This is a genomic window from Palleronia marisminoris (genome assembly GCF_900172315.1).
GTDB lineage: Bacteria > Pseudomonadota > Alphaproteobacteria > Rhodobacterales > Rhodobacteraceae > Palleronia > Palleronia marisminoris.
The window spans coordinates 199,178-212,055 of record NZ_FWFV01000002.1 but is presented as its reverse complement, the minus strand read 5'-3'; the positions used below and the strand labels follow the sequence as shown (position 1 = coordinate 212,055).

At 67.9% G+C, this 12,878-nt stretch carries 10 protein-coding genes; 5 read left to right on the top strand and 5 right to left on the bottom strand.

Annotated features, from left to right (window positions below):
• From murJ to PAM7066_RS04655, 3 genes are all read right to left on the bottom strand, one after another.
• Window positions 1-1,536 carry a murein biosynthesis integral membrane protein MurJ gene (gene murJ / locus PAM7066_RS04665; RefSeq protein WP_085852979.1) on the bottom strand — a complete coding sequence of 512 codons (1,536 nt, stop codon included), beginning with the start codon at window positions 1,534-1,536 and terminating at the stop codon, window positions 1-3.
• Between the two features lie 217 nt (window positions 1,537-1,753).
• On the bottom strand, window positions 1,754-4,567 hold the full coding sequence (locus PAM7066_RS04660; protein ID WP_085852978.1) for a [protein-PII] uridylyltransferase: 2,814 nt from the start codon (window positions 4,565-4,567) through the stop codon (window positions 1,754-1,756).
• Window positions 4,527-5,708, bottom strand: coding sequence for a penicillin-binding protein activator (locus PAM7066_RS04655; protein ID WP_085852977.1), 1,182 nt, complete (start codon window positions 5,706-5,708; stop codon window positions 4,527-4,529). The genes PAM7066_RS04660 and PAM7066_RS04655 overlap by 41 nt, the downstream gene beginning before the upstream one ends.
• Window positions 5,709-5,784: 76 nt before the next feature.
• Here PAM7066_RS04655 and rsmI point away from each other — a divergent pair, with 76 nt between their 5' ends.
• From rsmI to gshB, 3 genes are all read left to right on the top strand, one after another.
• Window positions 5,785-6,627: a 16S rRNA (cytidine(1402)-2'-O)-methyltransferase gene (gene rsmI / locus PAM7066_RS04650; RefSeq protein ID WP_085852976.1), complete on the top strand. Its 843-nt coding sequence runs from the start codon at window positions 5,785-5,787 to the stop codon at window positions 6,625-6,627.
• A gap of 173 nt (window positions 6,628-6,800) precedes the next feature.
• A complete protein-coding gene (locus PAM7066_RS04645; RefSeq protein WP_245749601.1) occupies window positions 6,801-7,121 on the top strand; it encodes a YraN family protein in 321 nt (106 codons plus the stop codon).
• A 66-nt stretch (window positions 7,122-7,187) separates the two neighbouring features.
• Window positions 7,188-8,138 (top strand): glutathione synthase, encoded by a 951-nt coding sequence (gshB, locus tag PAM7066_RS04640; protein WP_085852975.1) that lies wholly within the window; start codon window positions 7,188-7,190, stop codon window positions 8,136-8,138.
• 21 nt (window positions 8,139-8,159) lie between these two features.
• On the opposite strand, the gene PAM7066_RS04635 is transcribed toward gshB, so the two are convergent.
• Both PAM7066_RS04635 and PAM7066_RS04630 read right to left on the bottom strand, forming a co-directional pair.
• Entirely contained in the window at window positions 8,160-9,677 is a 1,518-nt protein-coding gene (locus PAM7066_RS04635; RefSeq protein WP_085852974.1) for a YifB family Mg chelatase-like AAA ATPase, read from the bottom strand.
• A gap of 35 nt (window positions 9,678-9,712) precedes the next feature.
• Window positions 9,713-10,405, bottom strand: a complete 693-nt coding sequence (locus PAM7066_RS04630) for a glutathione S-transferase (protein WP_085852973.1) — start codon at window positions 10,403-10,405, stop codon at window positions 9,713-9,715.
• A gap of 221 nt (window positions 10,406-10,626) precedes the next feature.
• Between PAM7066_RS04630 and PAM7066_RS04625 the strand changes: the two genes are divergently transcribed.
• Both PAM7066_RS04625 and coaBC read left to right on the top strand, forming a co-directional pair.
• Window positions 10,627-11,505: an RNA polymerase factor sigma-32 gene (locus PAM7066_RS04625; RefSeq protein WP_085852972.1), complete on the top strand. Its 879-nt coding sequence runs from the start codon at window positions 10,627-10,629 to the stop codon at window positions 11,503-11,505.
• Between the two features lie 130 nt (window positions 11,506-11,635).
• On the top strand, window positions 11,636-12,835 hold the full coding sequence (gene coaBC / locus PAM7066_RS04620; RefSeq protein ID WP_085852971.1) for a bifunctional phosphopantothenoylcysteine decarboxylase/phosphopantothenate--cysteine ligase CoaBC: 1,200 nt from the start codon (window positions 11,636-11,638) through the stop codon (window positions 12,833-12,835).
• The last annotated feature ends 43 nt before the right edge of the window (window positions 12,836-12,878 follow it).

Sequence of the window (12,878 nt, the reverse complement as noted above, 5' to 3'; positions counted from 1 at the left end):
TCAGCGCCGGACGGAACCCTTGATCTCGCGGAAGGAAACCGCCCCGGCGAGGTGCCCGATCCCGAAATAGGCTGCGGCCCCGCCCGCCACGAGAATCGCAAGCGCCAGCACCTGCCAGGGTCCTGCGAAAAGCGGGGCCAGCACGAGGTTCAGCACCCAGATCACAACGCCCATGGCGATGGACGCGCCGATCAGGCGGGGCAGGCGGCGGCGGAACCTGTCGTCGGGCCGCGCCGCCTCGCCCATGCCGCGTGCACCCCGGATCAGAAGGCCCGCCATGACCCACGCCGCCAGCGTGGTGCCGAGCGCGGCCGCGGGGTAGCCGATCAACGGCGCCAGCCCCACGGCGACGACCGCGTTCACGACCAGCGAGACCAGCGCATAGTGAAACGGCGTCCGCGTGTCCTCACGTGCGAAATAGAGCGGCTGCCACACCTTCTGCAGGACGAAAGCGGGCAGGCCCAGCCCGTAGATCCCCAGGATCAACGCCGTCGCCGCCGTATCGTCATAGTCGAACGCGCCGCGCTGGAAGAGCGTCGCCACGAGCGGCATCGGCACCACGAGGAACGCGACGGTGCAAGGCACGGTCAGGACGAGCGCGAACTCGGCAGCGCGCGACAGCGCATGCTGCCCGCCCGCATCGTCCCCCGCCCGCAGGCGCCGTGACAGGTCGGGCAGAAGGACCACCCCGATGGCGATGCCCACGACCCCCAGCGGCAACTGGTACAGCCGGTCGGCGTAGGAGAGCCACGCGATGGCTCCGTCGAAGAAGCTGGCGACCTGCCGGCCCACCAGCAGGTTCACCTGCACCACGCCGCCTGCCAGCATTGCCGGGCCCATGATCCGGGCAAGGCGCTTCATCTCGGGCGTCAGGCGGGGCAGGCGGGGCAGCAGAGTGAAGCCCGCGCGCGAGGCCGCGAACCACACGACGCCAAGCTGCAGCACCCCGCCCACCGGAACCGTCCAAGACAGCGTCAGTCCGGGCGGCCAGCCCATTCGGTCACCGACGACCAGCGCGCTGACGAGCGCGATGTTCAGAAGGACGGGTGCGGCCGCCGCGGCGACGAAACGGTCGGTGGCGTTCAGCACGCCCGACAGCAGCGCAGCCAGCGAAATCAGCAAGATGTAGGGGAAACAGATGCGCCCGTAGGTCACCGCTAGGTCGAAGCGGTTGTCCTCGACGAAGCCCGAGGCCATGGCGAAGACCAGCGCGGGCATGGCCAGATGGGCCACGAAGGACAGCACGATCAGCACCGTGGCGAGCCCGGCAAAGGCGTTCTGGGCGAAGGTCTGAGCGTCCTCTCCGCCCTCGACCTTCTTCGAGAACATGGGCACGAACGCGGTGTTGAAGGCGCCCTCGGCGAAGAAACGGCGAAACATGTTGGGCAGGGCAAACGCCACAAGGAATGCCTCGGCCACGGGACCGGCGCCGAGGAACGCGGCGATCATGATGTCTCGCACGAAGCCGAGAACCCGCGAGGCCAGCGTCCAGACGCCAACGGTCATGAAGCCTGAGATAAGGCGTGTGGGGGGCATTCGTCTCTCCGAAGGTCCGGTGTCCGGACCCCGCTATGGATGCGCCGCGCCTGCGAGGCAAGCCGCTCGGAAGGTTCCCGGCCCCGGTCGAGACGCCGATCCACAACGGCGTAGCCACCCGAACGAAGCGCACCCACCCCTTCATCCTGCCCGAAATAACGCCGGGGAGCGCGAGGGGCAGCGCCCCTTGCTCTGTCACCGCGATCAGCGCGGCGCTTCAGGCACGGGCGCGCTTGGCCCCAGCGTCGATGGCCTCGCGCAGCTTCCGGTCGAGCGCCTTCTGCTTGGCCTCGGTGTAGATCTTCAGCCCGAACATGTCCTTGACGTAGAACGTGTCCACGACCTGCGCGCCGTAGGTGGCGATCACCGCGCTCGCAATCGAGATGTTGCTGTTGGCCAGCACCCGCGTCAGGTCGTGCAGAAGGCCCGGGCGGTCGCGGGTATCGACCTCGATGATCGTGTAGATCTCGGAGCCCTCGTTGTCGAAGGCGATCGACGTCGGTACCCGGAAGCCGCGCTCGCGTTTCTTCAGCTTGTCGCGGCTTTCCATCGCGTCGCGGGCGATGACCTCGCCCCGCAGGGTCTTGTCGATCATCCCCTTCAGGCGGTCGTGGCGATAGGGATCGTAGGGGTGGCCGTCGCCGTCCTGCACCCAGAAGACCGCCGTGGCGTAGCCATCTTTCGAGGTATAGGTCCGCGCGTCCACCACGTTCGCCCCCACCAGCGCCAGCGCCCCGGCGAGGCGCGAGAAGATGCCGGGGTGATCGACCATGGCAAAGCAGATGCGGGTGGCGTCGCGGTCCACGTCGTCGGTGATGTCGATGCGGATCTGGTCGTCTTCGATGTTGCGCAGCAGATGCGCGAAGGCCGTGTGGCTGGCGATGCCGAGGCCCCCCCAGTAGGGGGCGTAGTGCCGTGCCGTCTCGGCCCGCAGGTCCTTGGCCGGCCAGTCCGACAGCGCCTCGCGCAGGGCGCGCTTGGCCTCGTTCCCGCGGTTCTCGCGGTTCAGCGCCTCGAGGCCGTTTTCCAGCGCGAAGGCGGTTTCCCGGTGCAGCGTCCTGAGAAGCTGAGCCTTCCAGTTGTTCCAGGTGCCGGGACCCACGCCGCGGATGTCGCAAACCGTCAGCAGGGTCAGCAGGTCAAGCCGCTTCCTGGTCCGCACTGCCTTGGCGAAGTCACGGACGGTGCGCGGGTCGCTGAGGTCGCGCTTCTGGGCCATGTCGGACATCAGCAGGTGATAGCGCACCAGCCATTCGACCGTCTCGGTATCGGTCCGGTTGAACCCCATGCGAGGACAGACTTTGCGCGCGATCCGGGCGCCGACCACCGCGTGATCCTCGTCCCGGCCCTTGCCGATGTCGTGCAGAAGCAGCGCGGTGTAGAGCAGTTTGCGCGAGACGCCATCGTCGACGATCTTCGTGGACAGCGGCAGGTCCTCGCGAAGCTCGCCGGCCTCGATCTCGGACAGGTGGCGGATGCACTGGATGGTGTGCTCGTCCACCGTGTAGTGGTGATACATGTTGAACTGCATCATCGCCACGATGGGCTCGAATTCCGGGATGAAGGCGGCCAGCACGCCAAGCTCGTTCATCCGCCGCAGCGCGCGGTCGGGGTTCGGATGCTTCAGCAGCATGTCGAAGAAGATGCGCACAGCCTCGGGGTTGCGCCGCATCTCGTCGTCGATCAGCCGCAGGTTCGCGGCGATCAGGCGCATCGCGTCGGGGTGCAGCAGGTAGCCCGTCCGGAGCGCCTCGTCGAAGATGCGCAAGAGGTTCAGCTTGTCGGCCAGGAACGCATCGGCATCGACATAGGTCAGGCGGTTCTGCTTGAGGGCATATCCTTCCCGCACCCGCCTGCGCCGGCGGAACAGGCCGATGAGCGCAGGCTCCTGCTTCTTGTGGTCCGCCTCGAGCGCGGTCAGCAGGATGCGCGTCAACTCTCCCACGCGGGTGGCGTGGCGGAAGTAGTCCTGCATGAAATGCTCGACCGCGCGGCGTCCCTTGCCGTCCTGGTAGCCCATCCGCTGGGCGACCTCGACCTGCATGTCGAAGGTCAGCTGGTCCTGCGCCCGACCCGCGATCAGGTGGAGGTGGCATCGAACGGCCAGAAGGAAGCTTTCGGCCCGGACGAAGCTGTCGAACTCCTCGGCGGTGTAGGTGCCCTTTTCCACGAGATCGGCGACGTCGGGCACGTGATTGACGTATTTGGCGATCCAGAACAGCGTCTGCAGGTCGCGAAGGCCGCCCTTGCCCTCTTTCACGTTGGGCTCGACCACATAGCGCTGGCCGCCCTGCTTCTGGTGCCGGTCGGTCCGCTCGGCGAGCTTCTTTGTGATGAACTCGGATTCTGTCCCCTCGAACAGTTCGGACCACAGGCGTGATTCGAGTTCGTCCGCGATTACACGCTCGCCGCACAGGAAACGGTGTTCCAGCAGGGCCGTGCGGATCGTCACATCATCTCGGCCAAGGCGGATGCAGTCCGTCACCGTGCGCGAGGCATGGCCAACCTTCATCCGCAGGTCCCACAGGATGTAGAGCATCGATTCGATGACGCTCTCGGCCCAGCCGGTCAGCTTCCACGGGCTTAGGAACAGCAGGTCCACGTCGGAAAACGGGGCCATCTCGGCCCGGCCGTAGCCGCCGACCGCCAGCACGGCGAGCCGCTCGCCCTTGGTGGGGTTCGGCTTTGGGTGGAGATGCGTGACAACCAGGTCAAAGGCGGTCTCGACCAGGCGGTCGGTCAGCCAGGAATATGCCGAAAGCGTCTCGCGCGAGGCGCGAGGGTTGGCGGTGAAAGCTTCGGCGAGGCGAGCGCGGGCGGCGTCCTGAACGCGGCGCAGTTCGTCCACGGCGGCCGTGCGGACACTTGCGGGGTCATCGAGGTCGATCCCCGCCTCGATCGCGGCGCGCACGGCGGAGGCGTCGAAAAGCTCTTCCGCCGGAACGATGAGGTCCGGCGGAAGGCGGTGCGTGTCGTCGGGTCCGGCGGCTTCAGAAGCCCGCGCGACCGGTGCTGGATGGGGCTGGGTCAAGGATGACGACTTCGTTGTTCCGGATGGTGGCTACCGCGAGCGCGCGGTCGTTGGTGCCGTTGGGTAGCAGGCGGAAGGCCCCGTAGGCGCCCTGGAACCCGTCGCGGCGGGTCAGCGCCCGCGCCGACAGCGCGTCCGACCGTCCCTGTCCCAGCAGCGTGCTGACGGCGCGCATGCCGTCATAGGCGACACCGGCCAAGGGGTGCGGGTCGGACCCGTAGGCCGCACGGTACTGCGCGTTGAACTGCTCGAGCGCGCTGTTGTCGGGCAGGGCGAAGAGGCCGCCCTGGAGGCCCGGCAGGCTCAGGGCCTGGGGTGCGGCGGACCAGCGGGTCAGTCCCATGTACTGCACCTGCGCGGGGCTGATGCCGTTTTCGGGCAGGGCGGCTGCGATCACCGGCAGGTCGGCATCCACGTTGGCGGTCAGGAACATCGCTGTCGCACCGGACTGGTTGACAGCCTGTGCGATGCGCGGTGCGGCCTCGGCGATGCCCTGCTGGCTCAGCGGGTAGGACTGCACGGTCGCGACTTCCATGCCAGCGGCTTGCGCGGCTTGCAGGATCGCGTCGCGGCCCGCCTCGCCGGCGACGCCTTCCGCATGGACGACCGCGACCGAGGGACGGCCCTGCTGGCGGGCATAGGTGGTCAGCCGCTCGGCCACGTCGACGAAGGTCTGCCCCAGGACGAAGACGTTGCCGCCCGCGACGGCGGGGTTGTTCGAGAAGCTCAGCACGTTGATGTTCTGGCCCGAAACGACCGGTGTGATTGCGCTGATCGACTGGCTGTAAAGCGGCCCGAGGATGATCTGCGCACCTTCGTTGATGGCCGTGGTCGCGGCCGAGGACGCGCCTGCCGGCGATCCGGCGGTGTCATAGACCCGAAGGTCGATCTGTGCCCCGGGCACCGACGCCATGGCGAGGCGCGCGGCGTTCTCCATCGAGGCCGAGACCGAGGCGTCGCTGTCCGAGCCGCCGCGCGGCAGAAGCAGGGCCACGGGAACCGGGGCGCTCGTGTCGACGCGGGGCGAGGCACCGCCGCCGGGGCCTGTCGCGGGAAGGTTCGCGCAGCCGGCCAGCCCGGCCACGGCGAGAAGAAGGCCGGCCGCGGCCCGCTTGCGAAGGTCGGAAAGAAAGGCGAACATCACGGGCATCCCTGAAACTGGAGAACACGGTGAGTTGTATGGAAGCGCGGGCCTGCTGTAAATCGCGAGCCTGCCGATGAGCGATCTTGCTCCGGGCCTGTACCTCGTTGCCACACCGATCGGGGCTGCGCGCGACATCACGCTTCGGGCGCTGGACGTTCTGAGGGATGCGGACATGCTCGCGGCCGAGGACACGCGGGTCCTGCGCCACCTGATGGAGATCCACGGGATCCCGATCGACGGTCGAACCGTGATCAGCTACCATGACCACAATGGCGAGCGCGCGCGACCCGGTATCCTCGCGGCGCTCGCGGCGGGCAAGTCGGTCGCATATGCTTCGGACGCCGGAACGCCGCTCGTGGCGGATCCGGGCTATGCCCTGGCGCGCGAGGCGCGGGCGGCGGGACACCTCGTGACGACGGCACCGGGCCCGTCCGCGGCGCTCGCCGCGCTGAGTCTTTCGGGGCTACCGACCGACCGGTTCCTTTTCGCCGGGTTCCTTCCGGCCGCCTCCGGCGCCCGAACGCGGACCCTGGACGAGCTTGGGCGGACGCCGGCGACGCTGGTATTTTTCGAAACGGCCCGCAGATGTTCGGTAACCATTAGGGAAATTCTGGCACGACTCGGAGATCGGGAGGCTGCACTCTGCCGGGAGCTGACCAAGCGATTCGAAGAAGTGCGGCAAGGGCGCCTGTCCGAGTTGCTCGAGGGGATCGAACGCGATCCGCCGCGGGGCGAGATCGTGCTGGTCATCGACCGTGACCGTCGCGAGGCCGGAGCTGACGACATCGAGGCGGCATTGCTGGAGGCGCTTGAGACGATGAGTGTGAAGGACGCGGCGAAAGTAGTCTCCGAATCGGTCGGCGCGCCGCGTCGTGACGTGTACCAGATGGCGCTTCGGCTGGGGCGCGGGTCGTGAGCGCGCAGCTTTCCCTTCAGCTGCCAGGCGGGGGCGCGGTGCGCCCTGCACGGCGCCGCGGCACGCGCCGCCCGCAGTACGAGACGCCCGATCAAGCTGCCTTCGCCCTTGTTCCGCCGCCTGATCCGGCGCGCGAGAAACGTCTTGCCGGCGCCCTTGCCTATCACGCCGGCCTGGCCGCCGAGGACCAGGTTGCGCGGGTCTATGTCCGTCGGGGCGCCCGGCTCGTCGCGCGCCGGTGGCGATCGCGCTGGGGCGAGATCGACCTGATTTTCCGCGAGGGCGACCGCGTCATCTTCGTGGAGGTCAAGCGCGCCAAGCGGCACGCATGGGCGCTGGAGCGGGTGTCTCCGCGGCAGATCGCGCGCATCCACGCGACGGCGGAACTCTATCTGGACGCCGAGGCAGAGGGGTCCCTGACCGAAGCGCGGGTGGATGTGGCGACGGTGGACGGGACGGGTCGCGTCGAGATCCTCGAGAACGCCTTCATGTGATCGCCTTGCCACGGGGGCCGCAACGGCCCAGATTGCGCTGCGTCCCAGCGTGGAGAAAGCTTTCGCATGACCCTGTCAGTTGCCATCCAGATGGATCCGATCCAGGCGGTCGATATCGACGCCGACAGCACGTTCCGCCTCGCCGAAGAGGCGCAGGCGCGGGGCCATAGCCTTTTCGTCTACACGCCCGATCGCCTCGCCTGGCAGGACGGTCGCGTTCTGGCGCGAGGGGCGGATCTGACGGTGCGGCGTGTGAAAGGCGACCACGCGGAACTCGGCGAGACGCGAGAGGTCGATCTTGCGGAGTTCGACGTCGTCTGGCTGCGTCAGGATCCGCCCTTCGACATGGGCTACATCACGACCACGCATTTGCTCGACCAGCTCGCGGGGCGCGCGCTCGTGGTCAATGACCCGTTCTGGGTGCGCAACTATCCCGAGAAGCTCCTTGTCCTGCAGTTTCCGGGTCTCATTCCGCCGACCGTCATCGCGCGTGATCTGGCGGCACTGCGCACGTTCAAGGCCGAGCATGGCGACATCATCGTCAAGCCGCTTTTCGGAAATGGCGGCGCGGGCGTGTTCCGCCTGGGGCGCGATGACGGCAACCTTGCCTCGCTGCACGAGCTTTTCTCGGGCATCAACCGCGAGCCCCTCATCGCGCAGAAGTTTCTGCCCGCGGTGTCGAAGGGGGACAAACGCATCATCCTGGTGGATGGCGAGCCGGCCGGGGCGATCAACCGTGTGCCGCAGGCTGGCGAGACCCGCTCGAACATGCATGTGGGCGGGCGCGCAGAGAAATCCGAACTCACGGATCGGGATCGGGAGATCTGCGCGGCCATCGGTCCGCTCCTGCGCGAAAAGGGGCAGGTCTTCGTAGGGATCGACGTGATCGGCGACTACCTGACCGAGATCAACCTGACCTCTCCCACGGGAATCCAGGAGATGGAGCGGTTCGACGGCTCCAACGTTGCCGGCACCATCTGGAACGCGATCGAGCGCCGGCGTGGGCAGGGCGGCTGACCAGGGACGGCGTGATCCCCCTCAATCCATGACGCGGCGAGTGACGAGGCGGTAGGATAATGCCTCGCCGATATGGTGGCTGCGGGTGTTGGTCGCCCCCTCGAGGTCGGCAATCGTGCGGGCCACGCGGAGGACCCGGTGATAGCCGCGTGCCGTCAGGCCGAACCGATCGGCTGCCTTGTGGAGGAGCGCCTTGCCAGCCTCGTCCGGCGCGGCCGTTCGGTCGAGCAGCGCCCCTTCGAGATCGGCGTTCACCGTCACCTCGGGATGGTCGCGGTAACGTTTGGCCTGCAGGTCTCGCGCGGCGGCGACCCGCGCCGCGACGGTTGCCGTCGGCTCTCCGGTCGGCGGCAGGTCGAGATCGGTGAAGGAAACCGGCGGCACCTCGATCCGTAGGTCGAAGCGATCCATCAATGGACCCGAGATGCGGCTCATGTAGTCCTCGCCGCAGGCCGGCGCGCGGGAGCAGGCGCGGGCGGCGTCGAATTGATGGCCGCAGCGGCATGGATTGGCGGCGGCGACCAGCAGGAAGCGGCAGGGATAGCGCACGTGGGCGTTGGCGCGGGCGATGACGACTTCACCCATTTCGATTGGTTGGCGGAGGGTCTCGAGCACGGGGCGCGCGTATTCCGGGAACTCGTCCATGAACAGCACACCGTTATGTGCAAGGCTGATCTGGCCCGGTTTCGCGCCCTTGCCGCCGCCGACGATGGCGGCCATCGACGCAGTGTGGTGCGGCTCCTGGAACGGGCGGCGTCGGGTGATGCCGCCTTCCTCCACAAGCCCGGCGAGCGAGTGGATCATCGAGGTGTCGAGCGCCTCGCGCGGGCTCATCGGGGGCAGAAGGCCCGGCAGGCGACGGGCGAGCATCGACTTGCCGGATCCCGGCGGGCCGACGAAGATCAGGTGGTGCCGCCCCGCCGCCGCGATCTCGAGCGCGCGCTTGGCCCGCTCCTGGCCGCGCACATCGGCAAGATCCGGGCCGTCGGGCGCGATTTCCACCTCGCCCGGTTCGGCCGGGGCGAGGGGGCGCTGCCCGGTGAAATGCGCAATCGCCGCGTGCAGCGTATCGGGGGCGAGCACACGGGCGGCGTCGACCCAGGCCGCTTCGGCGCCGCACGCCTTGGGGCAGATCAGGCTGCGGTGGCGGCTTGCGGCGTGGAGGGCTGCCGGCAGCGCGCCGATCACCGGCAGGAGCGTCCCGTCGAGCGACAATTCGCCAAGGGCCGTGACGCTTTCGACCATCTCGCGCGGAAGCACGTCGATCGCAGCGAGGAGGGCGAGCGCGATCGGCAGGTCGAAATGCGACCCCTCCTTCGGCAGGTCCGCCGGCGAGAGGTTCACGATCACCCGCTTCGAGGGCAACGCGATCGACATCGCCTGCAAGGCCGACCGCACACGGTCCCGCGCCTCGCTGACCGCCTTGTCCGGCAGCCCCACGATGGCGAAGCCGGGCATGCCGGGGGCCATGGCGCACTGGACCTCGACTTCGCGGGTCTCGATGCCCTCGAAGGCGACGGTGTAGGCGCGGGCGGTCATGGACCGTCGGTAGCGCCAGTATGCTTAGCGCCCGGTTAACGAATGCAGAGGTTCGGCCATCCGACCCGGGGGTAGGGCTGGCGATAGACCGTCTCGTGCAGGTCCGGCCCCTTGCGCAGTCCCATGGACCGCCACGCGTTGAACGTGTCGTCCTGCAAGTGAAGCGTCGCATAGGCGGCGGAGGTTCGACCGACCGGCAGTCCGTAGCCGGCGATCCGCGCGGCCACCGGGGCGAAGAACGAGTCGGCGATCGACCATTCGCCGGCGAGCCAAGGCCCCCCCGAACGCTCCAGCGCATCCGACCAGACAAGTTCCAACCGGTCGAGATCGGCGGCGAGGTCGTCCGGCACCGGCACGTCGCCATACGCAACCCGCAGGCACATCGGACATCGATTGCGCAGGGCACCGAACGAGGCGTGCATCTCGGCAGCGATCGACCGGGCAAGTGCGCGCATCGCGGGATCCGAGGGCCAGAGCGGCAGGTCTGGGTGACGAGAGGCGAGCTCTTCGGCGATGGCCAGGCTGTCGCGGATCGCGGTGCCCTCGGGCGTCACGAGCACGGGGACGGTGCGCGCCGGCGGCAATCCGATCTGCGCGGGCAGGGGCGGATCGATATACATGCGATGCACGGTAAGGTTGTGAGGGATGTCGAAGCGCGACAGGATCAACCCGGCGCGCATGGACCACGAGGAATAGCCGGGATCGGCGATATGGAGGGTGTAGCTCATGGCGCGCAATCTGCGCGACGCCCCGCATTCCTGTCCAATCGCGAAATGTGGACCGGTCGATCACGAAGCGGCGTTCCTAGGGCGGCTCCTGCCATTTGCAACATTTTTACGGGAACTTTCCTCGGCGGCCGGTGCTTGAGGCCTTGAACGCGCAGATCAGGCATGGGGCATTCGTCCGACAAGAACATGCGCGCCCACGAAAACACTGGGGAGCAAGACACGTGGCTTTCGATGGATTTTCCGATCAGACACTATCACGCCGTGCAATGCAGGCAGAGCTTCTGGACGCAGAGACCGAGCTGAGGCTGGCCTATGCATGGCGCGATCACCGCGACGAGGCGGCGCTGCACCGGCTGATCACGGCCTATATGCGCCTCGCGATTTCGATGGCCGCGAAGTTCAAGCGCTACGGCGCGCCGATGAACGACCTCATCCAGGAGGCCGGGCTGGGCCTCATGAAGGCGGCCGACAAGTTCGACCCCGACCGCGGGGTGCGGTTCTCGACCTACGCCGTGTGGTGGATCAAGGCGTCGATCCAGGACTACGTGATGCGCAACTGGTCGATGGTGCGGACGGGGTCGACCTCGTCGCAGAAGTCGCTGTTCTTCAACATGCGCCGCGTGCAGGCGCGGCTGGAGCGTGAGGCCGCGGCGCGTGGCGAACGGCTCGACCGGCAGAAGATGCGCGAGATGATCTCGACCGAGGTCGGGGTGCCACTTCATGATGTCGAGATGATGGAGGGGCGCCTTGCCGGCTCCGATTTTTCGCTGAACGCCACCCAGTCCACCGAGGACGAGGGGCGCCAGTGGATCGACGCGCTGGAAGACGATGCGGCGCAGGCAGACGAGACGGTGACTCACGCCAAGGATGTCGACACGCTGCGGGTGTGGCTGGTCGAGGCGATGGGGCAGCTCAACGACCGCGAGCGGTTCATCGTGCGCGAGCGCAAGCTGCGCGATCAGCCCCGGACTCTGGAAAGCCTGGGGACCGAGCTTGGCCTGTCGAAAGAGCGGGTCCGCCAACTCGAGGCAGCCGCCTTCGGCAAGATGCGCAAGTCGCTCGAAACTCAATGCTCCGAGGTCAGAAACTTTCTGGCGTGACGCGCGTATGCATATGACGGCCGGGTCAAGCGCCCGTGCCGCCCGTCTCGGCGCCGCCCTCTTATCCCTCGGGGCGGCGCCGGACTTCGTTCAGCTTGCCGGGCCGCGGTGCGGCGCATAGGGTCCGGCCATGCTGACGGGTAAACGCATTCTTCTCATCATCGGCGGCGGTATCGCGGCGTACAAGACGCTGGATCTGATCCGTCGCCTGCGCCGCTCAGGCGCTGCGGTCACGCCGGTTCTGTCGCGCGCGGGGGCGGAGTTCGTCACGCCCCTGTCGGTCTCGGCGCTGGCGGGCGAGAAGGTCCACGACGACCTCTGGGATCTGACTGACGAGGCCGAGATGGGACATATCCAGCTCAGCCGTGTGGCCGACCTGATCGTGGTGGCGCCGGCGACGGCGGACCTGATGGCGAAGATGGCGCAGGGGCGGGCAGACGACCTCGCCTCGACACTGCTTCTGGCGACCGATACGCCGATCCTGATCGCGCCGGCGATGAATGTGCGGATGTGGCAGCACCCCGCGACGCAGAGGAATCTGGGTATGCTGAAGGGCGATGGCGTGCGGACCGTTGGGCCCGAGGTCGGCGACATGGCCTGCGGAGAACAGGGACCCGGCCGCATGAGCGAGCCCGCAGACATCATGGCGGCGATCGAGGCGCAGCTTGGTGGAGGGCCGCTTTCGGGCCGGCACGTCCTGGTGACCAGCGGCCCGACTCATGAGCCGATCGACCCCGTGCGCTACATCGCCAACCGCTCGTCCGGAGCGCAGGGAGCGGCCATTGCGCGGGCGGCGCGGGACGCGGGCGCTCGGGTCAGCTTCGTGACAGGGCCTGCCAGTGTTCCGCCGCCCGAGGGCGTTGACGTGATCCGGGTCGAGACGGCGCGCGAGATGCGCGAGGCGGTTTTGGCCGCGCTACCGGCCGATGTGGCCATCTTTGTCGCCGCAGTCGCCGATTGGCGCGTCGCGACGCCCTCGGATCGCAAGATGAAGAAGTCGGGTGGCGCGCTCCCGGTGCTCGACTTCGCCGAGAACCCGGACATCCTTGCCGAGGTCTCGCGCCACGACCAGCGGCCCACGCTCGTCATCGGCTTCGCGGCAGAGACGCATGATGTCGCCGATCACGCCCGGGCCAAGCGCGAACGGAAGGGCTGCGACTGGATCCTGGCAAATGACGTCTCGGATGGCACGGGCATCATGGGCGGGGCCGAGAATGCCGTCACGTTCATCTCGGCCGAGGGGGCCGAGGAATGGCCCCGCGCCGGCAAGGATGCCGTCGCCACTCGCCTGATCGAGCGCATCGCCGCGAAACTTGCCGGCGAATTGTGAGAATAGCACAAGTCGCTGCGGCCGGCCGGACTGCACCCCTGCC

What these genes read in the sequence shown, in the direction of transcription:
- murJ (WP_085852979.1), bottom strand. Translation starts at nt 1,536, where the DNA reads ATGCCCCCCACACGCCTTATCTCAGGCTTCATGACCGTTGGCGTCTGG.
- PAM7066_RS04655 (WP_085852977.1), bottom strand. Translation starts at nt 5,708, where the DNA reads ATGTTCGCCTTTCTTTCCGACCTTCGCAAGCGGGCCGCGGCCGGCCTT.
- rsmI (WP_085852976.1), top strand. Translation starts at nt 5,785, where the DNA reads ATGAGCGATCTTGCTCCGGGCCTGTACCTCGTTGCCACACCGATCGGG.
- gshB (WP_085852975.1), top strand. Translation starts at nt 7,188, where the DNA reads ATGACCCTGTCAGTTGCCATCCAGATGGATCCGATCCAGGCGGTCGAT.
- PAM7066_RS04635 (WP_085852974.1), bottom strand. Translation starts at nt 9,677, where the DNA reads ATGACCGCCCGCGCCTACACCGTCGCCTTCGAGGGCATCGAGACCCGC.
- PAM7066_RS04630 (WP_085852973.1), bottom strand. Translation starts at nt 10,405, where the DNA reads ATGAGCTACACCCTCCATATCGCCGATCCCGGCTATTCCTCGTGGTCC.
- coaBC (WP_085852971.1), top strand. Translation starts at nt 11,636, where the DNA reads ATGCTGACGGGTAAACGCATTCTTCTCATCATCGGCGGCGGTATCGCG.